Origin of the sequence: Amycolatopsis sp. NPDC026612, from assembly GCF_040638285.1 — a bacterium.
Lineage (GTDB): Bacteria > Actinomycetota > Actinomycetes > Mycobacteriales > Pseudonocardiaceae > Amycolatopsis.
This window is the reverse complement of sequence record NZ_JBEZYB010000005.1, coordinates 37105-62088: the sequence shown is the minus strand read 5'-3', so window position 1 is coordinate 62088 and position 24984 is coordinate 37105. Positions and strand designations below refer to the sequence as shown.

Here is a 24984-nt window from a genome sequence, read left to right as displayed (position 1 = left end):
TCGGAGGTGCGGTGCGAACAGACCCCGGAGGGATCGCTCTCAAGCGACGCCCGCCACACCCGGGCCGCGCGCTCGGGCTGCTCGCCGCTCTCGGCGTCCTGGTTTTCCTGTGCCTGCTGAGTGTCTGGCTGGGCTCGAAGGAGATTTCCTTCAGCGCCGTCTGGCAGGTGCTCTGGCACGACGACGGCTCGGCCGACGCCGTGATCATCCACAGTGTCCGGCTGCCGCGGACGCTGCTGGCGGTGCTGGTGGGTGCCGCACTGGGCCTGGCCGGCACCCTCATGCAGGCGCTGACCCGCAATCCCCTGGCCGACCCGGGACTGCTCGGCGTCAGCGCCGGAGCCGCGTTCGCCATCGTCTTCTCGATCACCGTGCTCGGCGCCGGCTCCCTCTACGGCTCCATCTGGTTCGCCTTCGCCGGCGCGCTCGCCGCGACCGCGGTCGTCTACTTCCTGGGCACCCGCGGCCGCAGCGGGTCGAGCCCGGTCAAGCTCGCACTGGCCGGCACCGCCGTCACGGCGCTGCTCAGCTCGTTCACCAGTGCGATGGTGCTCTCGGACCCGGTGGCGCTCAACCGCTACCGGTTCTGGTCGGCCGGTTCCCTCGCCGGCGTCGACAGCGGTTCGCTGCTGCGGGTCCTGCCGTTCCTGCTCGTCGGCGTCGTGCTGGCGATCGCGAGCGGGCCCGCGCTGAACAGCCTCGCGCTCGGCGACGACGTCGCGGTCGCGCTCGGACGGCGGCTGGGGCCGCTGCGCCTGCGCGGCGCGCTCGCGATCACGCTGCTGACCGGCGCTTCCGTCGCGGTCGCCGGGCCCATCGTGTTCCTCGGCCTGATCGTCCCGCACGCCGTGCGGTTCGTGGTCGGGCCCGACCACCGGTGGCTGCTGCCCTACACCGCGGTCCTCGCACCGTGCCTGCTGCTGGCCGCGGACATCCTCGGCCGGGTGATGGCGCGGCCCGGCGAGGTCCGCGCCGGCGTGATCGTCGCCTTCCTCGGCGCGCCCTTCTTCATCTACCTGGTCCGCCGGCGCAAGCTCGTGGAGTCCTGATGAGCCTGCTGCAGGTACGGCGCGGCCGCGTCACCTTCCGCCTCGCGAAACCCGTGGTGTCCGGGCAGCTCCGGCTCCGGCCGGCCGCCGTCTCGCTCGTCCTCGCCGTGCTGGCGTTCGCCTTGTTCTGCGCGGGCATGACGATCGGCGACGTCCCGCTGAGCGTGTCCGACGTCCTGTCCGCCGTGTTCGGCGGCGGGGACAGCGGAACCGGCTACATCGTGCAGGAACTCCGGCTGCCCCGGGCGCTGACCGGGCTGCTGGCCGGGCTCGCGTTCGGCGCGTCCGGCGCGGTGTTCCAGACCATCACGCGCAACCCCCTGGCCAGTCCGGACATGATCGGCATCAACGCGGGCGCGGCCACCGCCGTCGTCGCCGGGATCTCGTTCGGCTTCGGCGGCGGGCTCGGCACCACCACGCTCGGCCTCCTGGGCGGGCTGCTGACCGGCCTGCTCGTGTACGCGCTCGCGTGGCGCCGCGGCACCACCGGCTACCGGATCATCCTGGTGGGCATCGGGATCTTCGCGATGTGCACCAGCCTGACGGACTACCTGCTCAGCCGCGCGCAGATCACCGAGGCCCAGGCGTCGATCGGCTGGCTCGTCGGCACCCTCGCCAACCGCGGCTGGGAGCACGTCGTCCCGCTGGCCGGCGCGCTGGCGGTGCTGCTGCCGCTCGTGCTGGCCCTGTCGCGGTGGATGCGCACCCTCCAGCTCGGCGACGACGTGGCCGCCGGGCTCGGCACCCCGGTCCAGCCGGTCCGGCTCGGCCTGCTGCTGGCCGGCGCCGGGCTGGTCGCCTTCGCGACGGCGTCCGCGGGCCCGATCTCGTTCGTGGCGTTGACCGCGCCGCAGGTCGCGCAGCGACTCGTGCGCCAGGCGTCCCCGCCGCTCGCCGCGTCCGCGCTCACCGGCGCCGTCGTGGTGCTGGGCAGCGACATCCTGGCCCGCACCCTCACCGCGTCCCCGCTGCCGGTCGGCATCGTGACCGGCGCACTCGGCGCCCCGCTGCTGCTCTGGCTGCTGGCCAGGGCCAACCGATCCGGTTCCGGAGGCTGAACGAGATGACACCGTCCCTGCGCGTGCAGGACCTGCGCGTCGCCTACGACGACCGGGTCGTCATCGACGGCCTCGACCTCGAAATCCCGCCGGGGAAGATCACCGTGATCGTCGGGGCCAACGCCTGCGGGAAGTCGACGCTGCTGCGCACGCTGGCCCGGCTGCTCACGCCGAAGGCCGGCGGGGTGTACCTCGACGGCCGCTCGATCCACGACCTGCCGACCCGCCAGGTCGCCCAGCGGCTCGGCATCCTGCCGCAGTCCCCGGTGGCGCCCGAGGGCATGACGGTGGCCGACCTCGTCGGCCGCGGCCGCGCCCCCCACCAGAGCTGGTGGCGCCAATGGTCCACATCGGACGAAAGCGCCGTCCGCGACGCGCTGGCCGCCACCGGGACGACCGAGCTGGCCGACCGCCCGGTGGACGAGCTCTCCGGCGGCCAGCGCCAGCGCGCGTGGATCGCGATGGCGGTCGCGCAGGGCACCCCGGTGCTGCTGCTCGACGAGCCGACGACCTACCTCGACCTGGCGCACCAGATCGACGTGCTCGACCTGGTCGTCGACCTCAACCGCGCCGAGGGCCGCACGGTGGTGATGGTGCTGCACGACCTCCCGCAGGCCTGCCGCTACGCCGATCACGTGATCGCGATGAAGGCGGGGCGCGTGGTGGCTTCCGGCGAGCCGGCGTCGGTGATCACCGAAGAGCTCGTCGAGGAGGTCTTCGACGTCCGCTGCCAGGTGACCCCCGACCCGGTCAGCGGAACGCCGATGGTGATCCCGATCAGCCGGCACCACCCGGCGCCGGCGAAGTAGCGCTATTCTGGGCCCCGGCCTTCCTCACCGTCTCGAGGACCCGTCCGGCCGGATCCCCCACCAGAAAGACGACTGCCGTGTACGTGCTGCCCGAAAAGACCACCGGCACCGAGCGTGAGCTGCTCGAGACCATGCTCGACCGCAACCGCCGCGCCCTCGTCGAGAACTTGCGAGGCCTGTCGGAAGCCGACGCCCGGCGGCGGTTGGTCGCGTCCCTGACCACGCCGATCGCCCTGGTGAAGCACGCCGCCGTCGCCGAGCGACGCTGGTTCCAGTGGTTGGTGGCCGGCCTCGACGCGGCCGAAATCGACGGCCCCTCGACCCCCGGAGACGCCAGTTTCGCGGTGGCCGACGACGAAACGGTGGCCGACGTGATCGCCGAGTACGAGCGCACCAGCGCGCGCTCCCGCGAGATCGCGGCGGGCTTCTCGCTCGACGACCGGTGGACGCACCCGGTCGTCGGCGAGGTCAGCCTCCGGTTCGTCCACCTGTTCCTGATCGAGGAACTCGCCCGCCACACCGGCCACGGCGACATCCTCCGGGAGCAGCTCACCGCACGCTGACGGCGTACTCCTCCGCCGGCTCCCCGACCACCCGCCGGTCCACGACGGACTGCAGGATCTCCCCCACCCGCACCGCGGTGTTCGACAGCAGCGAAGACGTGATCCCGTGCGTGTGCTCGGTGCCGCCCTGCAGGTAGATCCCGCCGCGCAGCGGGAAGTCCGTGGTGATCCGGTAGTCGCGTTCGACCCGCGGCCTGCCGGACTCGTCGCGCAGGCACCGCGGGCCCAGCTCGCCGAGCAGCGGCGTCGGGTCCGCGGGCCGGTAGCCCGTGGCGTAGACGACCGCGTCGGCTTCCAGCACCGTGCGCTCGCCCGTGGTCAGCGACTCGACCGTCACGGTTCCCGCGTCGGTCACCTCGACCGGGCGCGAGACGTTGAACAGCCGCAGCCGTTCGACGCCCAGCACCTTTTCGCGGTAGACCCGGCGGTAGAGCTCGTCGATCAGGTCGATGTCGACGGCCGAGTAGTTCGTCGCGCCGTGGTAGCGCATCAGGCGTTCCTTCACCGGCTCGCCCGCGCCGTAGAACCGGTCGACGGCCTCGGGGTCGAAGATGCGGTTCGCGAACGAGCTGTCGTCGGCCGGGCTGTAGCCGTAGCGCGCGAACACCGCGCACACCTCGGCGCGCGGGAACTGGTCGTGCAGCAGCGCGGCGACCTCGGCCGCGCTCTGGCCGGCGCCGACCACGACGAACCGCTTCGGCTCGGACTCCCGCAGGGCGTCCATGCGGAACAGCAGTTCGCTGTTGTGCCAGATCCGGGCGCCGGCGGTGACCCCCGCGGGCAGCTGGGGCCGCAGACCCGTGCCCAGCACCAGGTTCCGGGCGCGCAGCGACGAACCGTCCGACGCCTCGACGTCGAAATACGCGACTTCCGGACCTGCGTACACCGGCTTCACCGAGACGACCTCGGTGCCGTACGAGACGACGTCGTCGACCTTCGCGGCCGCCCACTCGAAGTAGTCGTGGAACTCGACCCGCAGCGGGAAGAGGTTCTTGTGGTTGATGAAGTCGACCAGCCGCCCGGCGGCGTGCAGGTAGTTGAGGAAGCTGAACTCGCTGGTCGGGTTCCGCATGGTGACCAGGTCCTTCAGGAACGACACCTGCATCGTGGCGGTGTCGATCAGCATCCCGCGGTGCCAGCCGAACCGGGGCTGCCGCTCGAGGAAGTGCGCGGTCACCGGCGTCCCGGAACCCGTGGAGTTGTGCTCGGCGACGGCGATCGCGAGCGCGAGGTTCGACGGCCCGAAGCCCACTCCGACAACGTCGTGGATCGGGACCTGTTCGCCGGCCTCTGCAGTCATGTCGCTCCTAGCGCGTCCGGTACGGTTCAGGGAACCCTAACCTAACTTAGGCGAGCCTCGCCTAGTACGTTCGTGGTGATGTTCGTCCCCCGATCATGAAAGGCCCTCTCCTATGCGCGTGGCGATGTTCGGCTACCAGACCTGGGGGCACCGGACCCTCCAGGCGCTCCTCGATGCGGGGCACGAGGTCGCACTCGTGGTCACGCACCCGAAGAGCGACCACGCCTACGAGCGGATCTGGGCCGACTCGGTCGCCGACCTCGCCGAGGCCCACGGCCTCCGCGTCCTGCTGCGCCACCAGCCCGAAGACGCCGAACTGCTCGCCGAGCTCGAGGCCGCCGACCTCGACCTGATCGTGGCGAACAACTGGCGGACCTGGCTGCCCCCGGAGATCTTCGAGCTGCCGCGGCACGGCACCCTCAACATCCACGACTCGCTGCTGCCGGCGTACGCGGGTTTCTCGCCGCTGATCTGGGCCATGATCAACGGCGAGACCGAGGTCGGCGTCACCGCCCACATGATGGACGGCGAACTCGACGCCGGCGACATCGTGCTGCAGCGCGCGATCCCGGTCGGGCCGTCGGACACCACAACCGATCTCTTCCACCGCACGGTCGACCTCATCGCGCCGATCACCGCCGAAGCCATCCGGCTCGTCGAGACCGGCTACACCCCGGTGCCCCAGGACCGGGCGAAGGCCAGCTTCTTCCACAAGCGGGCCCAGCGCGACAGCCTGATCGACTGGACGCTGCCGCCGGCGGACATCGAGCGGTTCGTGCGCGCACTGTCGGACCCGTACCCGAACGCGTTCGCCTACCACCGCGGCCGGGAACTGCGGATCACCCGGGCGTCGGTGTCGAAGGGCCACTACGGCGGCACGCCGGGCCGGATCTTCATCCGGGAGGGCGACGGGGTGGTGATCGTCGCGGGGCCGGACGCCCGCCGCGGCCGGTCCCCCGGCCTGCTCGTCGAGCGCGTCCGCACCGCCGACGGGACCGACGTGAGCGCGCACGAATACTTCAAGACGATGGGCGGCTACCTCACCGACCGTCCGTGACCGGTGAGCGGGACATCCCTTGGCGGCGGCCACGCCGGTGAGCAGGATGTCCCGCATGGCCGGGATCAGCTTCCTCGACGAACCCCGCATCTGGGTGCTCACCGGGGAGTCGAGCACGTACGCGCTGCGGCTGGACGAAGACGACGTCCCCACCCACGTCTACTGGGGACCCGCGCTGACCGCGGCCGAAGTCGCCGAATCGGCCGGTAGAACGCTTCCCTGGTGGGACGGCTTCAACGACCCGAACGAGGGGCTCGGCGAACTCGCCGCCGACGGTGGCACGCGGTACTGGACGCCCGCGCTGCAGGTCCGCTTCGCCGACGGGACGCGCGCCCTCGAATGGCGGTACGAGGACCACGAAATCACCGCCGGGCACCTGTGCCTCCGCTTCGCGGACCGGCACTACCCGCTGCGGATCACCCTGCACTACCGGCTGCGCGGCGACGTCCTCGAACGCTGGGCCGAGCTGACCGCGGGCGCCGACGTCGAGGTCGTCCGCGCCGACTCCGCCACCTGGGCGTTGCCGGTCTTCGAGGACTACCGGCTCAGCCACGTCACCGGCCGCTGGGCCGCGGAAACCCAGCTGCACCGGGAACCCGTGCCGCACGGCGAAACCGTCTTCGCCAGCCGCCGCGGGATCACCAGCCACCACGCCAACCCCTGGGTGATGGTCGACGACGGCACGGCGACCGAGCGCCACGGCGAGGTCTACGGCGTCGCGCTCGCCTGGAGCGGATCGTGGCGCCTGACCACCACCCGGTCGCCGACCGGCCGCCTGACCGTGAGCGGCGGCTTCGGCCAGGACGGTGTCGTTCACCACGTCGGGCCCGGCCGTCCGCTCACCACGCCGGTGGCCGCCGGGCTGTACACCGGCGGCGGGTTCGGTGCCGCGAGCCGCGCGTGGCACGCCTACGTCCGCGCACACGTCCTTCCGCACCCGGAAGAACTTCGTCCGGTGCTCTACAACTCCTGGGAGGCCACGGGGTTCGACGTCACCGAGGCCGGACAGCGCGCCTTGGCCGAGCGGGCCGCGGCGCTCGGGGTCGAGCTGTTCGTGATGGACGACGGCTGGTTCGGCGCCCGCACCGGCGACCACGCCGGGCTCGGCGACTGGCAGGTCAACCGCGAGCGCTTTCCCGACGGGCTCAAGCCGCTGGTCGAGTCCGTGCACGGACTCGGCATGCGGTTCGGCATCTGGGTCGAGCCCGAGATGGTCAACCCCGACAGCGACCTCTACCGCGCCCACCCGGACTGGGTGCTGCACCACCCGCACCGGCGCAGGTCGGAGCTGCGGCGGCAGCTCGTCCTGAACTTCGCGCGCCCCGAGGTGAGCGAGTGGGCCCACGACTGGCTCGACCGGCTCGTCGGCGAGCACGGCATCGACTTCCTCAAGTGGGACATGAACCGCCCGTTCAGCGAAGCGGGCTGGCCCGGTGAACCCGACCAGGACCGGCTGTGGGTCGAGCACACCCGCGCGGTGTACGCGCTGCTCGACCGGCTGCGCGCGGACCACCCGGGCCTGCGGATCGAGTCGTGCGCCGGCGGCGGCGGGCGGATCGACCTCGGCGTGCTCGCCCGCACCGATCAGGTCTGGACCTCCGACAACACCGACGCCCTCGACCGGCTGCGGATCCAGCACGGCTACGGCCAGCTCTACCCCGCTCGCGCGATGTCGGCCTGGGTCACCGACAACCCCAATTTCGTGACCGCCCGCTCGGCGCCGCTCACGTTCCGGTTCCACGTCGCCATGGCCGGCGTGCTCGGCGTCGGCGGCGACATCGTGCACTGGCCCGGCGAAGATCTCGCGCTCGCCCACGGCCTGATCGCGCTCTACAAGGACATCCGGCCGGTGGTGCAGCACGGCGCGCTGTACCGGCTGCGGCCACCGCTCGACGACGGCGTCGTCGCCTTCCAGTACGTCCTCGGCGATCGCGTGGTCGTCTTCGCCTACCGGCAGGCCGCCCGCTTCAACGCGCCGGAGCGGCCGCTGCGGCTCGACGGCCTCGATCCCGCTCATCGGTACCTCGATCCGGATTCCGGGTCCACCTACGGCGGGGCGGTCCTGCTCGCCCACGGGCTGCCGCTCGGCCTGCCGACCGGGGACTTCTCGAGCACCGTCATCCGATTGCAGCGAAAGATCTGATCTTTCGGCGCGTCTCAGCCGTATTCGACGGGATTCGACGCTTGACACTGGTCCATACCTCCGATCAAATGCGTCATACATCACATATGACGGAGGCACGATGAGAAGGTCCCTGGCGCTGGGCGCAGCGGCGCTCCTGGCGGCGAGCGCGTGTTCGGTCGGGTCAGGCACCAGCGGTGGCGGCGACGCGGAGATCACCTTCCTGACGTTCGAAACCCCGAACCTCACGCCGGCCTACTGGGACGCCGCCATCCAGCGCGTCACCACGAAGAACCCGGGGATCAAGGTCAAGAAGCTCGTCGCGCCGACCGCCGACGGGCGGACGTCGTACGCGAAGCAGCTCCTGCAGTCGGGCCAGTTCCCGGACGTGATGATCGCCGTCGACTCGGCCGGCTTCGCCGAAGCGGGCAACCTCTACGCCTGGACGCCCGAGGAGCTGAAGGACTTCCAGTTCCCGCAGGCCAACCCGGTCAACGGCAAGTACTACCAGCTGCCGGCCAACACCCAGACCATTCCGCCGGTCTACTACAACAAGAAGATGTTCGCCGACGCGGGCATCGCGGCGCCCCCGAAGACGTGGGACGAACTCGTCGCCGACGCCGGCAAGCTGAAGGACAAGGGTTACGCGCCGTTCACCATCGGCGGCGGCAAGGACGGCTTCCCCTCGTCGATGATCCTGTCCGGCCTGGTCAGCACCGAGGTCTACACCACGATGCCGGACTGGCTGACGCAACGGCGTCAGGACAAGGTGAAGTTCGCCGATCCGGCGTTCCAGCACGCCTTCGCCAAGCTCGCCGACCTCGCGGCGAAGGGGTACGTGGACAAGACCAGCGTGTCCCGCGACTACGCGGCGACCGAGCAGGCGTTCCTCGACGGCCAGGGCGCGATGTACCCGATGGGCAACTGGTTCTCCGCCAACGCCGACTCGAAGAAGCACGACTTCGAGGTCGGGGTGTTCAACTTCCCCACCGAGGACGGCAAGCTGGTCGTCCCCGCCTACACCGGCGGCGGCATGATCGTGAACGCCAAGGCGGCGAACCTGGCCGCCGCCCGCAAGTTCGCTTTGGGTTTCCAGCTGGACAAGGACCAGCTGGACGCGTCCGTGAAGGCTGACGGCCTGTTCCCGGCGATCAAGGGCTACGCCCCGCCATCCGGCGTCGGCGCGACCTTCAAGGCCGGCTACGACCTGTACACGCAGGCTGTCCAGCAGAACGCCGTGGTGCACGCGTTCCGGTGGGAGACCGCCGACGACGGGCTGCTGCCCGGCATGAAGGACAAGGTCGACCAGGCCGCCCAGGACGTCATCACCGGCCGCAAGTCCGTGGCCGACGCGTGCGCGTTCCTGGACACCGAGTGGGCGAAGGCGGGCTGACGTCGGTGACCGCCGTGGCCAGTCCGCCCGCGCCGCCCGGCACCCGCCGCTCCCCCGCCCGCGGCAGGCGCCGCAAGCCCGTCCTGCCGCGGGTGGCGCACTTCGCGTCGTTCGGCGCGCCCGGGGTGCTCGTCTACCTGTGCTTCGTGATGGCGCCGATCCTGATCAGCTTCGGGTACAGCCTGACGAACTACAACCCGTTCCACCCGCCGGTGAAGTTCGTGGGGTTCGGCAACTACCGGCTGTTGTTCACCGACGAGCAGTTCCTCACCGCGCTGAAGGTGACCACGATCCTGACGGTGATCGTGGTGATCGTGCCCAACGTCCTCGGGCTGGGGGTGGCGTTGCTGCTGGACCGGAAAGGCTGGCTGTACAACGCTTTGCGGAGCGTGTTCTTCACGCCGGTGATCCTCAGCTCGGTCGTCGTCTCGATCGTCTGGTCCCGGCTGCTCGACGACCGGGGGCCGCTGAACGGCCTGCTGCGGGCGCTCGGGATCTCGCACCCGCCGGGCTGGCTGTCCGACCCGGACGTCGCGCTGTACTCGGTCGCGTCGATCGTGTGCTGGCAGATGCTCGGGTTCTGCGTGGTCGTCTACCTCGCCGGCCTGCAGGGCGTGCCGCCGGAACTGCTGGAGGCCGCGGAGATCGACGGCGCCGGGCCGCTGCGCCGGTTCCGCGCGGTGACCTGGCCGCTGCTCGCGCCGTCGCTGACGATCAACACGGTCGTGCTGCTGATCTCGGCGTTCAAGACCTACGACTACGTCAAGGTGATCACCAACGGCGGTCCGGGATCCGGCGCCACCGCGACGATCGCGTTCGACGTCCTGCAGACGGGGTTCGACTCGAACCACGTCGGCTACGCGTCCGCGATGGCCGTGCTGATGCTGGCGATCGTCGCGGTCGTGACGACGATCGTGCTCGGGTTCCTGCGCCGCCGGGAGGTGGACCTGTGACCCGGTCCTGGCTGCGTCCGACGGTCGCCTTGCTGGTCGGTGCGGTGTTCTTCGTGCCGCTGTACCTGGTGCTGGCCAACGTGGTCAAGCGCGGCGAGCTGATCGCCAAGGAACCCGCGTCGCTGCCGGTTCCGCCGACACTGGCCAACATCCAGGCGGTGCTCACCCGGCCGGACGGCCTGTTCTGGGTCAGCCTGGCCAACAGCGTCGTCGTGACGGTGCTGTCGATCCTGGTGTTGACGGTGTTGTCGGCGATGCTGGGGCACTACCTGGCCCGCTCGGGCAAGCGGTGGACGAAGGTGCTGACGCTGGTGCTGCTGGCCGGGCTGATGATCCCGCCGCAGGTCATCCTCATCCCGATCACCGACGTCCTGCGCGTCACGCACCTGATGGCGACGCTGCAGGGGCTGATCCTGTTCAACGTCGGCTACTACGTGCCGTTCGGGGTGTTCGTGTTCACGGGATTCATCCGCGGTGTCCCGGTGGAACTGGAGGAGGCGGCCCTCCTCGACGGCGCCGGCCGCATGCAGGTGTTCTGGCGCGTGGTGTTCCCGTTGCTCCGCCCGGCGACGGCCTCGGTCCTGATCTTCCTCGGCGTGTGGATCTGGAACGACTTCATCGACCCGCTGATCATCCTCGGCCCGAGCCAGGGCACGACGATCACGACGGGGATCTACCGGTCGATCGGCCAGTACCAGGCGGATCTCGGGAGTGTGTTCGCGCTGATGTTCCTGGCGACGTTGCCGGTGCTGATCTTTTATCTCGCGTTGCAGAAGCAGTTCGTGAAGGGCCTGACGGGAGGCGCGACGAAGGGGTGAGCGGTGCTCTCCTGCGAGAGCACCGCTCACTGCAGCCATACCCGCGAAGCGCCGGCAGGTCACAGTTCGCCGACCTTCCCGCCGTCGACCTCGAGGCGCCGGGTGACGTGCACGGCGTCGAGCATCCGGCGGTCGTGCGTCACCAGCAGCAGCGTGCCCGGGTACCGGTCCAGCGCCGCCTCGAGCTGCTCGATCGCCGGCAGGTCGAGGTGGTTGGTCGGCTCGTCAAGGACCAGCAGGTTCACCCCGCGCGCCTGCAGCAGCGCCAGCGCCGCGCGGGTGCGCTCGCCCGGCGAGAGCGTCGCCGCGGACCGCAGCACGTGCGCGGCCTTCAACCCGAACTTCGCCAGCAGGGTCCGGACGTCGGCGTCGGCGAGCTCCGGGACCTCGCGGGCGAACGCGTCCGCGAGCGGGACGTCGCCGAGGAACAGCCGGCGGGCCTGGTCGACCTCGCCGACCACGACACCCGGCCCGAGTGCCGCGTCACCTTCGTCCAGCGGAACCCGGCCGAGGAGAGCCGCCAGGAGCGTCGACTTGCCGGAGCCGTTCGCGCCGGTGATGGCGACCTTGTCCGCCCAGTCGATCTGCAGGTCGACGGGTCCGAGCGTGAACCCGCCGCGGCGGACGACCGCGCCGCGCAGGGTCGCGACCACCGCGCCGGCCCGGGGGGCCGGGGCGATCTCCATCCGCAGCTCCCACTCCTTGCGCGGCTCCTCGACCACGTCCAGGCGCTCGATCATCCGATCGGTCTGCCGCGCCTTCGACGCCTGCTTCTCGGTGGCCTCGGAGCGGAACTTGCGAGCGGCCTTGTCGTTGTCGGGCTGCTTCCGGCGGGCATTCTTGACGCCCTTCTCCATCCACGCCCGCTGCATCCGCCCGCGCGCTTCCAGCGACGCCCTCGTGTCGGCGTACTCGTCGTAGTCCTCGCGCGCGTGCCGCCGGGCGACCTCGCGTTCTTCGAGGTACGCCTCGTAGCCACCGCCGTAGACGTTCACCTGCTGCTGCGCCAAGTCCAGCTCGACGACCCGGTCGACGGTGCGGGCCAGGAACTCGCGGTCGTGACTGACCAGCACGGTCGCCGCGCGCAGCCCCGACACGAACCGCTCCAGCCGGGCGAGGCCGTCCAGGTCGAGGTCGTTCGTCGGCTCGTCGAGCAGGAAGACGTCGTAGCGGCTGAGCAGCAGCGAGGCCAGCCCCGCCCGCGCCGCCTGGCCGCCGGACAGCGACGTCATCGGCTGATCCAGGTCGACCGCCAGGCCGAGGTCGGCAGCCACTTCGGCGGCCCGTTCGTCGAGGTCGGCGCCGCCGAGGGCGAGCCACCGGTCGAGCGCCGTGGCGTACCGGTCGTCCGAGCCGGCCTCGCCCGCGGTGAGCGCTTCGGTCGCCTCGTCGAGGTCGGCCTGCGCCGCGGAGACGCCGGTGCGTCGCGCCAGGAAGGCCCGCACCGACTCGCCCTCCCGCCGCTCCGGCTCCTGCGGCAGGTGCCCGACGGTCGCGGCGGGCGGGTTCAGCCGGATCTCGCCGCTGTCCGGCTTCGCGAGCCCGGCGAGGGTCCGCAGGAGCGTGGACTTGCCGGCGCCGTTGACACCGACCAGGCCGACGACGTCGCCGGGCGCGACGACCAGATCGAGGCCGGAAAAGAGGATGCGGTCACCGTGGCCCGCGGCCAGGTCCTTCGCGACGAGTGTTGCGCTCATGAGGTAACCGAGTCTACGACCCCGTGCCGAACTGTCAGATCAAGGTCAAAACCACCGGCTGTGTGTGTCCCGTGGCGCTTTGATCACTCAGTGTGGGTACCCTGTTCGGTTGTCAGTCCCGCAGCGCAGTGAGGTCGGTGAACAGTATGGGCGAGCCCGCTCCCCCGGTCACCCTCGGCCGCAGGCCGAAGCCGAGGGAAGGCCGGTCGTCCGCGCCGCGGCCCACGGTGAGCCGGCGCCGGGAGGTCAGTCACGCCAGCGCGCGGTCGCTGCTGATGACCGTGCTCGGCGAGTACGCGCTGCCGCGGGACACGCCCGTCTGGACGTCGATGCTCGTCGAGGTGCTGGGCATGCTCGACATCGAGGAGAAGTCGGCGCGGCAGGCGCTGGCCCGCTCCGCCGCCGAGGGCTGGGTGGTTTCCGAGCGCGTCGGGCGCCGGGTGCGCTGGTCGCTGACCCCGCCGGGGCGGCGTCTGCTGACCGAGGGCGCCGACCGGATCTACGCGTTCGGCCGCGAGGAACGCCGCTGGAACGGGCAGTGGCTGATGCTGATCGTCTCCGTGCCGGAGGCCAAGCGCGACCTGCGGCACCGGCTCCGCACGCGCCTGACCTGGGCGGGCTTCGGCTCGCCGGTGGCCGGCGTGTGGGTCAGCCCGGACCTGTCCCGTCAGCGGGAGGCCCAGCAGATCGTCAGTGACCTCGGCCTCGACGCGCAGGCGATGTCGTTCACGGCCGCGTACGGCGAGGTCGGCGAGCAGGAGTCGATGGTCGCCCGGTCCTGGGACCTGACCGAGCTGAAGGACCGCTACGAGGACTTCATCGACCGGTTCACCGGCCTGCACCCCACCGGCGGCCGGGCGGTGCTGCGGGCGCAGACCGAGCTCGTCCACGAGTGGCGGCGGTTCCCGTTCCTCGACCCGCAACTGCCGGCGGAGCTGCTCCCGGCCAAGTGGAGCGGGACGAAGGCGGCGGAACTGTTCCATCACAAACACGTCGACTGGCGCCCCGAGGCCCAGCAGTATTGGGACTCCATCGTCGAAGCCGAAGAAGCAGGGTGACCATGACTCAGCAGGTCCGCCTCGATCGTGACGGCGGCCTCGCCGTCCTGACCGTCGACGCCCCGCCGTTGAACCTGTACACGGCTTCGCTGCAGTCCTCACTCTCGTCGGCGATCGGCGAGCTGGAAGCCGAACCCGCGCGGGCGCTGCTGATCCGCGCCGAGGGCAAGATCGTCAGCGGCGGCGTGGACGTCTCGCTGTTCGACGCCCAGGGTTCGGCCGCCGAGGCCAAGGTGCTGTTCGACGAGATGCTGGCGGTGCCGGACAGGATCGCGGCGCTGCCGTTCCCCACGGTCTTCGCCGCCCACGGCCTGTGTCTGACCTGGGCGTTCGAGGTCGCCGTGGCCTGCGACATCATCCTCGCGGCCACGCGCGCGAAGTTCGGGCTGGTCGAGAAGGTCGTCGGCCTGACACCGACGATGGGCGGCACCCAGCGGCTCGCCGCGCGGGCCGGCGTCGGGCGCGCCAAGGAGTTCGTGATGACCGGCGACACCTACGACGCCGCAACACTGGAGCGCTGGAACGTCGTCAACCGCGTGCTGCCGGACGAGGGTTTCGACGCAGCGGCGCGCGCGTTCACGGTTCGGCTGGCCGAGGGCCCGACCCGAGCCCACGCGGCGACCAAGCGCGTTCTCGACCACTACTCGGCCGGCGGCGTCCCGGAGGCGAACGCGCACATCACGACGATCGCGGCATCGCTGTTCGAGACCGAAGATCTCCGCAACGCCGTGAAGTCGTTCCTGGCGGACGGACCAGGCAAGGCGGCTTTCTCGGGGCGTTGACCGTCCGTTCGGCCCCCGGTTGGCACCGTTCCGGCGTGCGCGGTTCTCCCCGCCTCATGCCGCCTGGAGCACCGCCACGAGAGGCACTCCAGTTCGACTGCGCTCCGCGCTCACCGCCTCTGCATGCCTACTGCGACGGTTCACCGGGCGCGCCAGCGAACCTGCGACGGCTGGACGTACTTCTCCGATGTTGCCACCACCGACGCTTCGCGCAAAAAGTTGGTCTCGTCCTGTGTGGACACGTGACTCAAGGGCACCATCGCGCCCTACAGCGGCTCGGGCAACCACTGGAGTGCGAACGACAAGAACAATTCGACGGCGCCGCCGGCCGAGTCCCCACGCAGCTCGACGCGTACGGCGCGACCACTGACAAGCGGCACCGGCTGCACGCGTTCACCTCTCTGGACGTCGCCAATGTGCAGGGGTACGACTTCCACGGATCGGGCAGCGACAACGCGTGGGAGCCGAACCGCACCGGCCACGGGGCAACCGGTACGCCGACCCCGACGACGACGCAGGCGTCGATCCCCGGCGGCTGACGCTCGACATGGCGTTCTACGGCCACGGCCGACAGCGCGGCACCGGGCCAGCTCACCGGGAGACGGGCACGCGCTGCTACGCGAACTCGTCGCAACCATGCCGGGCAGGACGGCCCACCACGCACGGCCGCGGTGGCGACGTCCTGCCACACGGGCAACGGCGGCCAGTGGCGGACGTTCGACGACGCCTGGTCGATCGGGGTGAAGACGGCCTCGCGGTCTCGGCGTGCTGGCGTGGGAGATGTCGCGTGACACGGGGTATTGATGAACGCGGTCAGCGCCAGGCTCGAGTGATTGGGTCCGGCCCGCTGAACAGTCGCGTGCAGCGGACCGAACGCTTGGTGGTCGAACTCGGGTTGTTTCGCGACGATGGTGCTCGCCGACGGCGCTCAGCTCAGGACCCGGCAACCGGCGTTCGTCGACGGCCTGACGGGCTCGAAGAGCTCTGTTCGTGGAGTGGCAGACCCTGACCCACTTCGGCCACCCGCTTGATCCGGTTTCCGGCCACCCTGACCGCATTTTCGCAGGTCAGACGGAGGGTGGACCCTGGTTGCAGGGCCGTTTGGCGGGCACGCTAAAGTAATTTTACGCACTCAGCGAGTGCGGGTCCGGGCTGTGGCGCAGTTTGGTAGCGCACTTGACTGGGGGTCAAGGGGTCGCAGGTTCGAATCCTGTCAGCCCGACGGACAGCGGGTTTCCGCAGCTCACAGCTGCGGAGGCCCGCTTTTTGCTGTGGTCATGGGTGTCGATCCGGTCTAGCACAGCGCTCGGTGCGCGTCCTGGCACCAGCCCCCGGCAAGCGCGGCCGGGCCGGCTTCGGTGAGCCGGCCCGGCCGTTCCCAGCGAACGCCGCGAGGTACGCAGGGTCGAGATGCGCGCCGCGGCGATCGAACTGCTCGGCTTCCATATGGCGGCGGCGACCGAACATTCCTGACCATTGTTCTACGCCACCGTGAAGTACAACTCGTACCACGCGCCGGACGTCTTGAAGTGCACCGAGTCGGGGTTGCCGCTTTCCCTGATGACGACATCGGCGCCGATCTGCTTGGCGTCCTGGTTGTTCATCTCCTCGAGCTTCACCCTGGTGGTGTTGTCGAACACGACGCTCGTGGGGCGAAGGTCCCGCGACGAGTCCTTCTCCATGACCCCGTTCCACACGGGGACGCCGTCGACCTTGATGCGTGGCTCGTCCTTTCCGATGACGTCCTTCTTCCGGTGGCAGTGAAGCTTGGTCAGTTCCAGTGTTGCCATCGTCGTTCTCCCTCTCGTAGTAGGTGATGAACGACGATCCCGACGGGCCGTTAGCCGAGCGCTAGCCGAAGCGGCCGGCTAACGTTCGGGCAGCGCCGGGTGCGGAGTCTGTGCGGCGGTTGCCACGAGGCAGCACAGACCGAGGGAGATCATCATGTACGCACGCACTCGAGTTGCCGCGCTCACCGCCGCGGCGTTGCTCTCCGCCACCTGGTTCGCCGGCGGCGTCGCCACCGCCAGCACTGTGGTGCCGATGTGTGACGGTCTCGTGGCGACGATCGTCATCCCCATGCCGGGCCTGGTCACCAACACCGGGCCCGGCGACGACGTGGTCGTCGGCACAGCAGGCACCGACACGATCAACTCCGAGGCCGGCGACGACCACGTCTGCGCCGGTGACGGGAACGACCACATCACCACCGGCGCCGGTGCGGACCGCGCGTTCGGTGAGGGCGGTGACGACACCTGGCTCGGCGGTGCCGGCGACGACTACTTCGACGGTGGCCCGCACATCGAGGGCGACCGCGGCAACGGCAACGGAGGCACGAACACCTGTGTCAGAACCGAGTTCACGAAGAACTGCTAGCGGCTAGCGCCTGCCGGAGCAAGATCGCGGTGGCCGGGTCGGGTGGTGAGGCGAGCTGACGTAGTGCGGCCACGGCCCGGCGCCGGACCGCCGCGATCTGTTTCGGGTCGCCGCCCCTGAGTGCGGCGGCGAGCGCGAGCCGTTGGCCACGAGCATCATAGGGCTCCACGGACAGGACGCGGGCGGCCAGCCGGCCAGCCTCCGCGGCGTTTCCCGCGACGAGGCGGAGCTCGCCGAGGGCCAGGAGGTCGTGGACGTGCCGCGCCCGCAGGTGGTCGACCTCGATCGTCACGTCCTGGTCACGCAGGTCGGGCAGCGGGTCGCCGCGCCACAGGGCGACCGCCTCGTCGAGGAGGTCCGTGGCGAGGTCGATGTCGCCTTCCGCCCGCGCCTGGCCGACGTGGGTGTCCAGGAGGTTGAACCTCCACAGGTCCGAGGACAGCGACTCGGACGGGACGAGTCGGATCGTGTCCGCGTCGGTGCGCAGGTGGAAGCTCGCGTCGCCGGCTGACCGGTCAGGCTCGAGCAGTTGACGCACGTACGTCAGCGTGACGCGCAGGTTCCTGGCCGCCCTGTCCGGCGCCAGATCCGGCCAGAGCAGCCCGATCGCCTGGTCACGCGGTAGCACCGGACGCAACACCAGCGCGCTCAGCAACTGCCGAACCCGCGCCCGTCGCAGCTGCGGCGCGTCGGCGGCGACGCCGTCTCGCGTCAGTCGCAGCACGCCCAGCACCTCGATACCAGTCCGGTGTGTGGGTGGCGCGGGCAGAGCAGCCAGCAGCCGGGTCGCGCCGGCTGCCACGGTTTCCTCGGCGGCTCGTGCCGACTCGCGGAACTGGTGGTGCACCGGTGGCCCGATCGTGTCGGCCAGCCAGCGACCCAGGTCGATCCCGCGGGAACTTCCGCCGGCCGCGAGACGTGCGGCGAGCTCCACCGACCACGGCAGCGGCAGGAAGCAGAGCGCGTGCGCGAGGTTCAGCCGCTCGCCGGCGGTGAGGTCGCCCGCGCGCGCCAGCACCAGAGCTTGTGCGGCTCCCCGCGCCGCGTGATGGGACGGGCCGAGCTCGACGCCGTCCCAGTGTTCGCGCAGCCGATCGTTCACGACATACCCGAGGGCCAGGAAGCGTCGCAAATGCCGTTCGGCGAAACGGTTTTCGATGGGCCAGCGGACCAGGTGGCCGGCGTAGGCCCAGCGGGCGGCGCACTCGTCGCCGCGGGCCACCGCGACCGCAGCCTGCGCGACGCATGCCAGCACCGCGTCGCGCGGGTTGTCCCTGCCCTCGGGGTCACCGCAGGGCAGTGCCGGCAACAGGGACCCCTCGCCGCACGAGGACGCGATCACCGCCGCGAGGGCCATCGCCACGAACGCCTCCCGCGCCGTCGCCGGCACCGGATCCGCCCGCGGTGTGGCGGCCGCTGCGGCCACACGTCCCGTGTCACGCAACAGAGCCAGGTCCGACGGATCGCCGTCCAGCCAGCGGGCCACCGCGGCGGAAAGTCGAACGCGCGCGTCGCACGCGTCGCCGAGTGTCCGGTCCGCCAGGTCGGCCGCTTCCCCGCTGCGCCCGCACATGTTGAGACAGTGGTAGTGAAACCGCCAGGTGGACATCGCCAGTGCGGCGGGCACACCGAACACGGGCGCCTGGACGATGTGCGCCAGCGCGGCCTCCGGATCGCCGTCGACCTCGGCGCGCCTCGCGGCCACGTTGTGCCGCAACAACGCGAGCATGGCGGAGGACGGCACGTCGAGCCGGTCGGCCCACCCGGTCAGCGCGGCCAGCCTGACGAGGTCGGCCCGTGAGAACGCTGTGACCATGGCCTGGCCGAGTACCGCGGCCGCACCGGCTTCGTCGTGCCGCTTGAGCATGCCGTGCCAGGCGCGGTCGAGCATGAAGCCGATGCACGGGTCAGTGAAGTCCCCGGCATGTCTCACCGCGGCACGTAGCAGCAGGAACGCCGGTTCGTCGGCCATCGAGGACGGGACGAGACCGAGCCACCGTTCGGCGATGGTACGGGGCAGGACCGTGAGCGTGGTGCGGACCAGTTCGACGACCAGCCCGGCAAGCAGGTGCCAGTCCCGTGCCTGGTGGGCGAGGAGGCCGGCGCGGGCCAGGTCACCTCGTGCCGCAAGGACGGCAGCGGCGCGTTCGCGCAGGAGCTGAGTCTCCTCCGGGGTCATCGTGCGCGAGACCGCGTCGGTCCACAGCTCCTGCGCGCGGTAGCGGCCGTCGTCCAGGCCGGCGACCAGCGGGATCCGCCTGGCCAGGTCATCGAGGGCGACCGGTTCCCGGGTGACTGCCGCGACCTCGCCCGCGGTGGCGGTGCCGAGCGCGGCCAACGCCGCCAGTGCCCGCCGCTGCGGGCCGGGCAACCGATCGAGGATCTCCTCGCGGGCGTACTGCCACGGCGCGGCAGGGCCGGCGGCGAAGGCCAGCCGGACCAGTGCGGGCCAGCCGTGCACCGCCGCGGCTGCCCGCGAGTCCTGCCCGAGCCTGCGGGCCAGGGCCATCACCTCGACGTCGGTGAAGGCCAGGTCCTCGCTGCCGATCCGGATCAGCTCGCCGGCCGCCTCGCGACGGGCCAGCGGCAGCTCGGGCGCCTCCCGCCCGGAGAGCACGAGATGCGCGGTGGCCGGCAGCGCCGTCGCGATCTCGCGGAGGAGCGCCGCCCCTGGTGAGCCGGCCGGGATCTCGTGCACGTCATCGAGCAGCAGACACACTTCCAGCGGCGCCTTGCGGATCACGGCGTCGATGACGTCCCCGACCCCGGGAACGGCGCCGGACTCGTGACCGGTGCACATGGCGTCGAGCAACGAACGTGCGAACCGCGCGCGATCCTCGTGTGCGGCCTCGCAGCTAACCCACACGTCGATCCCGCGAGGTGCGAGCAGATGGGCCCGCGCCGCCTGGGCCAGGATGGTCGTCTTACCGAACCCCGGTCCCGCGACGACCAGGGTGACCGATCGCTGCCACCGTTGTTCCAAGCGCTGAACGAGCCCCAGCCGCGGTACCTCGACATCGAGAGGACGCGGCAGCCTCGTCAGCACGCAGGCACCCGACGGCTCCGCGAAAGTCATCGGATCCACGCATATAGGAGCAACCGCCGACCACCCAGATACATTTGCCCACAATGGACTGTCGATCTCCGTTACGGACCGTCGTTGGAGACCTCCATCCCGAAGCCTGATCGTGACAACGGCCGATAGCACCGCGTCAAGACGATGAAGCGTGTCTTGACCCGGCACCACCGGCCGCGTGCTGGCTTCGTATCGGGATGCAGGGCAAAGTGTGACTGGGGAGAGCTACCAGGCCGTCAGAGATCAGGAACAGGTCGATCCTTGGGGACCACCAGGGGACCACACGTCGTGCACGCCGATGAACGACCAGGCATTTCCGACACGCCACTTGATCACACGAACGCGCCCTGAGCTGCGAAAACATCGACTCCCCGTCCTGGGGGTCAAGGGTCGCAGGTTCGAATCCTGTCAGCCCGACGGACACAATTGCAGGGCCCGTGAGCAGCACAACCCCTGCTCACGGGCCCTTTGTGCATCTATTCCCCCGCGCCTCCTCCGGCTCCTGCTCAGCGCGGAAACCCGGCCTTGGTGACTAACTGAGTGACTGCCCCTCACCACCCCTTGCCGAGAAGATGCCCTCCATCGCCAGCGCACCCTCCACGATCACCGGCCTGATCTGGTTCCGGTGCACCTGCTCCGTGACGGCCGCCCCGCTGTGGCCGCAGAGCCTGGCGATCTCCTCGATCCGCCATCGGGCATCCGACAGCAGAGACACGAAGCTGCGCCGGACGTTGTGCGCGTCCAGTTCGGTACCGGCCGCCGACGCGAACACGAGCCCGTTCTCCTGCCACGGTTTGCCCTTGCCCCGGCGGTGCCGCTCCTGCGCTCGTTTCTTCACGGTCTGCCGGCGCATCCTGCAGTATCGATCAGGCGGTGAACCACCCCGCGGAGACCCAGTCCCCCGTGCGCTTCCAGCTGACCAGGAAGTACACGACCGGGTTGCTCGCCGTCCCGGGGACCACGGCGCTGCACCCCGAGTCACTGCCGTTGGCGTCGTCGACGTAGCCGCTGGCGCCGTTGCGCAGGATGTAGTCCGTCCGGAAGCCGTAGCCGTCGCTCTTCGTGTCGCAGGCGTAGACCCGGGTGTGGTTGTTGGTGACACCACCGTAGCCGCACCGGCCGTTGCAGTTGTTGATCGATCCGATGGCATCGTGCGCCGACGCCGCAGGCGCGACGGCCACTGCCGCTCCGGCCGCCAGCACGAATGCGGCCGGTGCGATCCACTTCTTGATCTTCGGCATGAGTTTGCTCCCTGGTCTCCTGGTCGAGTCGAGGGGAAACGCTCCAGCCGCGAGAACGGTTTAGCCGGCGCCGTCCGGGGCGGAAGATTCGGCCGGGGGGAAGAGGCTGTGCGGCCCCGGGCGCGACAGGCAGAATGGGGGCATGGACGCCCTCGACGACGCATACCGACGTCTCCGCGGTACCGGCCCGGAGTAGGGTGAAGGCCAGCTGTCCAACCACGGTCCGATGGCCGTGGAGGTCCTGGTCCGCCGGGGCCACGCCACGGCCGTCGACACGTGGATCGACGACTACCTGAACCGGTTGGACGACATGCCGTCCGCCGGGAACCCGATCACGGCGGACACCTGGCGCGAGGCACTCGGCGACGGGTCGCGGGTCGGCGACTGGTCCGTCTACTTCGAACACGAGATCGCCGAGCGGCCGTGGCGGGAGGTGCTGGCCACGTGGTGGCCGCGGCTGCTGCCCGGGATCATGGCCGGGGCCACGCACGGCCTGATCCGCGTCGGGCACGTGGCGCGGGCCCTGCTCGCCGGCGACCACAGCGAGCCGGCGCTCACCGAACTCGCGCACGGCCTGGCCTTCTGGGCCGCACGGTCACGGGCTGTCCCCGGTGTCGTCGCACCGGCCGGCACCCTGGACGCGACGGCGGCGCTCGCGGGTCTCCCCCGGGTCCCGGACCAGAGCGGCGGCCTGGCCCACCGCTTCGGCCAGTTCGCCGAGATGTCCGCGTGGCCCAGGGCACTCAGCGCCCTACGGCCGCCCGCCACCGCCGACGACGTCCCCCTGCTGCTCGGTGACCTGGTGCACGCGGCGACCGTGCACTACCTGCATCACGGGCAGGCCAGCCCGGTCCTGCTGGTGCACGCGGCGACCGCACCGAACGCCGTACGGCACACGCTGCCCGCGCTGCCCCGGGAACTGTGGGCGCCGAGCCTGACCGCGGGGTGGGGCGCGGCGGCGGCCATCGTGACCACGTTCGCGCCCGCCCACCCGGTCGACGTGCCGGTGTCCGCCGTTGGTACCACCGACGAAATGGTGGAACGGGCGGTGGCGCACGGCCACGAGCACGTGATCAAGTTCGCCGACACCGCCGCCGAGGCGTACGACCTGACCAAGGACGACCGAGCGCTGCGGGCCGGCCTGCGCGCGGCCGAGATGATCGACCCGTGATGGTCACCTCTCGGCGGCCACCAAGTCCGCGGTGGCCAGGACGGTGCGGTACAGCAGGATGATCGCGACGCCCAGCAGGCCGTAGAACGCGGCCATGCCCCACGGGCCGATGAGCGCACCCAGGGTGATGCTGATCGAGGCGATCATCTGGGAGAACCGGATGCTCAGGTTGTAGACCGCCATGTACCGGGGCCGCGCGGTCCGCGGAACCATGTTGGCCAGCAACGCCTGCTTCACGGGCACGTTCATCAGCTCGCCCACGGTGAACACGACACCGGCGACGAGCAGCACCCAGCCGGTCTGGCTCACGGCCAGCACCATGTACCCCGCGGCGAACAGCGCGATGCCCACGTACAGCCGCGGCCGGTCGGGGATGCGCTTGAACACCACGTGGGAGAACAACGCGAGCAACACGACGAGGACGGTGTTCTCGGCACGGACCAGACCCAGCATCTCCACGCCGTCGACCTGGCCCACCCCCAGCAGGTTCTGGGCGGGCAGTCCGGACAGCCGGACGCCGAGGTAGTTGACCAGCTGGAACTCGATGGCGAGGCCCAGGGTGGCGGCGGCGACGAACTTGAGGAACCGGCCGTCCCGCGCCACCGTCCGGTAGCCGACGACGAACGCGCGCACCGGGTGCACCGCCTCGGCGGATTCCGCCTCGGCCGGTCGGGTCTCGCCGATCACCAGGAACGTGGTCAGCAACGCGCCGCCGGTGGCGACGGCCGCGATCAGCAGCAGCAACGTGAAGTGCCCGTGGTAGAGGAAGCCGCCGAGGAGGCTGCCGACCGCGAGCGCGAGGTTCGTGGCCCAGTAGTTGATGGTGTAGACGCCCTTGCGGTCCTCCGGCGTGGTGACGTCCACGATCACCGCGTCGTTCGCCGGCAGCGCCACGCTCGACGCCAGCTTCGCGACCAGGTAGCCGACGAACACCACGACCGTGCCGCCGGCACCGCTGTTGCCCAACGCCATCAACCCGAACGACAGGCACGCGGCCGTCTCCGCGAGCAGCAGTGTCGGGCGGCGGCCCCGGGTGTCGGACAGGTGGCCGCCGAAGAACATCGCGAACACACCCAGCGAGACGACGGCGAACATCAGCACGCCCGCGACGGCGATGGTGTACCGGTCGGCGAGGTACACCGCCATGAACGTGGTGATCATGGCGTCCAGCAACCGGTTCACGAACCCGATCGCGATTCGGGCTCGCAGGTTGCGGTGCAGCCCGAGGATGTTCATCCGACGTGCACGTCGATCATCGACCGGACCTCGGCCACCCGTTCGACGACCTCCTCGGGCGAGGCGCCGTGCAGCACCACGTACCCGTGTCTCGTCTTGGAGTCCACGACCGGCGGGATGACGTCGCCGGCCACGAACGGGAAGCTCAGCTCGGCGACGAAGTCCAGGGCACGCACGGCATCCAGCCCGTCCACCGACCGCAGTACGCCCGTGGGGTATTCCAGGTAGGCGACGCGGGCGTACCGCTGGGGCACCACGGGGTCGAGGGGCCGTCCGGCGAGCGCGCGGAAGATCGCCTGGTTGATGTCGAAGCCGGTGGCCAGCTTGACCAGCACCGGGATCCGGTCACCGGCCAGCCGGGCCTGCGACTCGACCAGCTTCGGGCCGCCGGCCGTGCTGATCACCTCGGTGTGCGCGGGCCCGGTGCGGTAGCCGGTCAACGTGAGCAGCTCGACGGCCAGGTCGGCGATCGCCTTGGTAGCCGGGGATTCCGGCGTCGGGTGCAGGTGCCCGGTCTCCACGAACAGCGGCGGTTCGCTCAGCGACTTGGTGGTCACGCCGATGACGTGGTGCACGCCCTCGACGCTGATCGTCTCGACGCTGTACTCCTGCCCTTGCAGGTACTCCTCGACGAGGAGCTGTCCCGCATAGCCGTAGGAGTCGAGCAACCTGCCCCATTCGGCCAGCTCGTCCCTCGACCGCAGGAGGAACACCCCGCGGCTGCCGGCGAGTTCGGTGGGTTTCACCACGACCGGGAGCGTGAAGTCGTCGAGCAGGGCGGCCACGTCCTGCCAGCGGTCGGCGGCGGCGAACTTGATCGTGGACACGCCGTGCTCGGCCAGCAGGCGACGCATGGCCAGCTTGTCGTTGAGCAGCTCGATCGAGCCGGCCGGGTTGACCGCCTTGTCCAGCTGTTCGGCCACCCGGTAGGTGGCCAGCATGCTGTTCTCCTGGCCCACGTGGTAGATCAGGTCTGCGTCGAAGTCCTTCGCCGCCTGCGCCACCACGTCCGCGAACCCGACCTCGTCATCGAAGTCGGTGAGGACGAACTCGTCGGCGATGCCGCGCAACTCCTCCAGGTACGCCGGGAAGTCCCGCGGGCTGGTCGGCATCACCGATGACAGGCTCGGGTCCCAGATCGCGCAGACCCGGAAGCCCTCCTGCTTGGCGGCAAGCAGATACGCCTTGTACGGCATCACCATCACGAGATTGGGCATGCTGCTCT

General features: G+C 70.5%; 21 protein-coding genes, 1 tRNA gene and 1 pseudogene. 15 read left to right on the top strand and 8 right to left on the bottom strand.

The window, feature by feature from the left end; genetic code table 11:
- The first annotated feature begins 11 nt into the window (after positions 1-11).
- The 4 genes from AB0F15_RS07290 (at position 12) to AB0F15_RS07275 (ending at position 3479) form a co-directional block, all read left to right on the top strand.
- Positions 12-1049, top strand: coding sequence for an iron chelate uptake ABC transporter family permease subunit (locus tag AB0F15_RS07290; protein WP_360266569.1), 1038 nt, complete (start codon positions 12-14; stop codon positions 1047-1049).
- Complete coding sequence (locus tag AB0F15_RS07285) at positions 1049-2107, top strand: iron chelate uptake ABC transporter family permease subunit (RefSeq protein ID WP_360266567.1); 1059 nt, start codon at positions 1049-1051, stop codon at positions 2105-2107. Before AB0F15_RS07290 ends, AB0F15_RS07285 begins: the two co-directional genes overlap by 1 nt.
- A gap of 5 nt (positions 2108-2112) precedes the next feature.
- Positions 2113-2916 carry an ABC transporter ATP-binding protein gene (locus AB0F15_RS07280; protein ID WP_360266564.1) on the top strand — a complete coding sequence of 268 codons (804 nt, stop codon included), beginning with the start codon at positions 2113-2115 and terminating at the stop codon, positions 2914-2916.
- 77 nt (positions 2917-2993) lie between these two features.
- Complete coding sequence (locus AB0F15_RS07275) at positions 2994-3479, top strand: DinB family protein (RefSeq protein WP_360266561.1); 486 nt, start codon at positions 2994-2996, stop codon at positions 3477-3479.
- On the opposite strand, the gene AB0F15_RS07270 is transcribed toward AB0F15_RS07275, so the two are convergent.
- Positions 3466-4779, bottom strand: a complete 1314-nt coding sequence (locus tag AB0F15_RS07270; protein WP_360266558.1) for a lysine N(6)-hydroxylase/L-ornithine N(5)-oxygenase family protein — start codon at positions 4777-4779, stop codon at positions 3466-3468. The two genes, AB0F15_RS07275 and AB0F15_RS07270, sit on opposite strands and share 14 nt — an antisense overlap.
- Positions 4780-4891: 112 nt before the next feature.
- Here AB0F15_RS07270 and AB0F15_RS07265 point away from each other — a divergent pair, with 112 nt between their 5' ends.
- From AB0F15_RS07265 to AB0F15_RS07245, 5 genes are all read left to right on the top strand, one after another.
- Entirely contained in the window at positions 4892-5836 is a 945-nt protein-coding gene (locus AB0F15_RS07265) for a methionyl-tRNA formyltransferase (protein WP_360266555.1), read from the top strand.
- 55 nt (positions 5837-5891) lie between these two features.
- Positions 5892-7979, top strand: coding sequence for an alpha-galactosidase (locus tag AB0F15_RS07260; protein WP_360266553.1), 2088 nt, complete (start codon positions 5892-5894; stop codon positions 7977-7979).
- A 100-nt stretch (positions 7980-8079) separates the two neighbouring features.
- Entirely contained in the window at positions 8080-9351 is a 1272-nt protein-coding gene (locus tag AB0F15_RS07255) for an extracellular solute-binding protein (protein ID WP_360266550.1), read from the top strand.
- Complete coding sequence (locus AB0F15_RS07250; protein WP_360266547.1) at positions 9333-10304, top strand: sugar ABC transporter permease; 972 nt, start codon at positions 9333-9335, stop codon at positions 10302-10304. Before AB0F15_RS07255 ends, AB0F15_RS07250 begins: the two co-directional genes overlap by 19 nt.
- A complete protein-coding gene (locus AB0F15_RS07245) occupies positions 10301-11122 on the top strand; it encodes a carbohydrate ABC transporter permease (RefSeq protein WP_360266544.1) in 822 nt (273 codons plus the stop codon). The genes AB0F15_RS07250 and AB0F15_RS07245 overlap by 4 nt, the downstream gene beginning before the upstream one ends.
- Before the next feature lie 59 nt (positions 11123-11181).
- Here AB0F15_RS07245 and AB0F15_RS07240 read toward each other — a convergent pair whose 3' ends face one another.
- On the bottom strand, positions 11182-12819 hold the full coding sequence (locus AB0F15_RS07240) for an ABC-F family ATP-binding cassette domain-containing protein (protein ID WP_360266541.1): 1638 nt from the start codon (positions 12817-12819) through the stop codon (positions 11182-11184).
- 146 nt (positions 12820-12965) lie between these two features.
- On the opposite strand from AB0F15_RS07240, the gene AB0F15_RS07235 reads away from it, so the two are divergent.
- The 4 genes and pseudogenes from AB0F15_RS07235 to AB0F15_RS07220 all read left to right on the top strand — a co-directional run bounded on the left by AB0F15_RS07235 (position 12966) and on the right by AB0F15_RS07220 (position 15881).
- Positions 12966-13877: a PaaX family transcriptional regulator C-terminal domain-containing protein gene (locus tag AB0F15_RS07235; protein ID WP_360267121.1), complete on the top strand. Its 912-nt coding sequence runs from the start codon at positions 12966-12968 to the stop codon at positions 13875-13877.
- 2 nt (positions 13878-13879) lie between these two features.
- Positions 13880-14659, top strand: a complete 780-nt coding sequence (locus AB0F15_RS07230) for an enoyl-CoA hydratase/isomerase family protein (protein WP_360266538.1) — start codon at positions 13880-13882, stop codon at positions 14657-14659.
- Between the two features lie 168 nt (positions 14660-14827).
- A pseudogene (locus tag AB0F15_RS07225) lies at positions 14828-15492 on the top strand (glycosyl hydrolase family 18 protein); the annotation flags it as partial.
- Positions 15493-15807: 315 nt separating this feature from the next.
- A tRNA-Pro gene (locus tag AB0F15_RS07220) sits at positions 15808-15881 on the top strand.
- A gap of 259 nt (positions 15882-16140) precedes the next feature.
- Here AB0F15_RS07220 and AB0F15_RS07215 read toward each other — a convergent pair.
- Entirely contained in the window at positions 16141-16449 is a 309-nt protein-coding gene (locus tag AB0F15_RS07215; RefSeq protein WP_360266536.1) for a hypothetical protein, read from the bottom strand.
- Positions 16450-16603: 154 nt separating this feature from the next.
- Here AB0F15_RS07215 and AB0F15_RS07210 point away from each other — a divergent pair, with 154 nt between their 5' ends.
- On the top strand, positions 16604-17035 hold the full coding sequence (locus AB0F15_RS07210) for a hypothetical protein (RefSeq protein WP_360266533.1): 432 nt from the start codon (positions 16604-16606) through the stop codon (positions 17033-17035).
- Here the strand turns inward: AB0F15_RS07210 and AB0F15_RS07205 are convergent.
- The 3 genes from AB0F15_RS07205 to AB0F15_RS07195 all read right to left on the bottom strand — a co-directional run bounded on the left by AB0F15_RS07205 (position 17019) and on the right by AB0F15_RS07195 (position 21352).
- Complete coding sequence (locus AB0F15_RS07205; RefSeq protein ID WP_360266530.1) at positions 17019-20111, bottom strand: BTAD domain-containing putative transcriptional regulator; 3093 nt, start codon at positions 20109-20111, stop codon at positions 17019-17021. The genes AB0F15_RS07210 and AB0F15_RS07205 overlap by 17 nt on opposite strands.
- Before the next feature lie 532 nt (positions 20112-20643).
- A complete protein-coding gene (locus AB0F15_RS07200) occupies positions 20644-20964 on the bottom strand; it encodes an integrase (protein WP_360266527.1) in 321 nt (106 codons plus the stop codon).
- A 13-nt stretch (positions 20965-20977) separates the two neighbouring features.
- Entirely contained in the window at positions 20978-21352 is a 375-nt protein-coding gene (locus tag AB0F15_RS07195) for a hypothetical protein (protein WP_360266524.1), read from the bottom strand.
- Between the two features lie 226 nt (positions 21353-21578).
- Between AB0F15_RS07195 and AB0F15_RS07190 the strand changes: the two genes are divergently transcribed.
- On the top strand, positions 21579-22523 hold the full coding sequence (locus tag AB0F15_RS07190) for a questin oxidase family protein (protein WP_360266521.1): 945 nt from the start codon (positions 21579-21581) through the stop codon (positions 22521-22523).
- A gap of 3 nt (positions 22524-22526) precedes the next feature.
- On the opposite strand, the gene AB0F15_RS07185 is transcribed toward AB0F15_RS07190, so the two are convergent.
- Both AB0F15_RS07185 and AB0F15_RS07180 read right to left on the bottom strand, forming a co-directional pair.
- A complete protein-coding gene (locus AB0F15_RS07185; RefSeq protein WP_360266518.1) occupies positions 22527-23759 on the bottom strand; it encodes an MFS transporter in 1233 nt (410 codons plus the stop codon).
- Complete coding sequence (locus tag AB0F15_RS07180; protein WP_360266515.1) at positions 23756-24976, bottom strand: ATP-grasp domain-containing protein; 1221 nt, start codon at positions 24974-24976, stop codon at positions 23756-23758. The genes AB0F15_RS07185 and AB0F15_RS07180 overlap by 4 nt, the downstream gene beginning before the upstream one ends.
- Between the last annotated feature and the right edge of the window lie 8 nt (positions 24977-24984).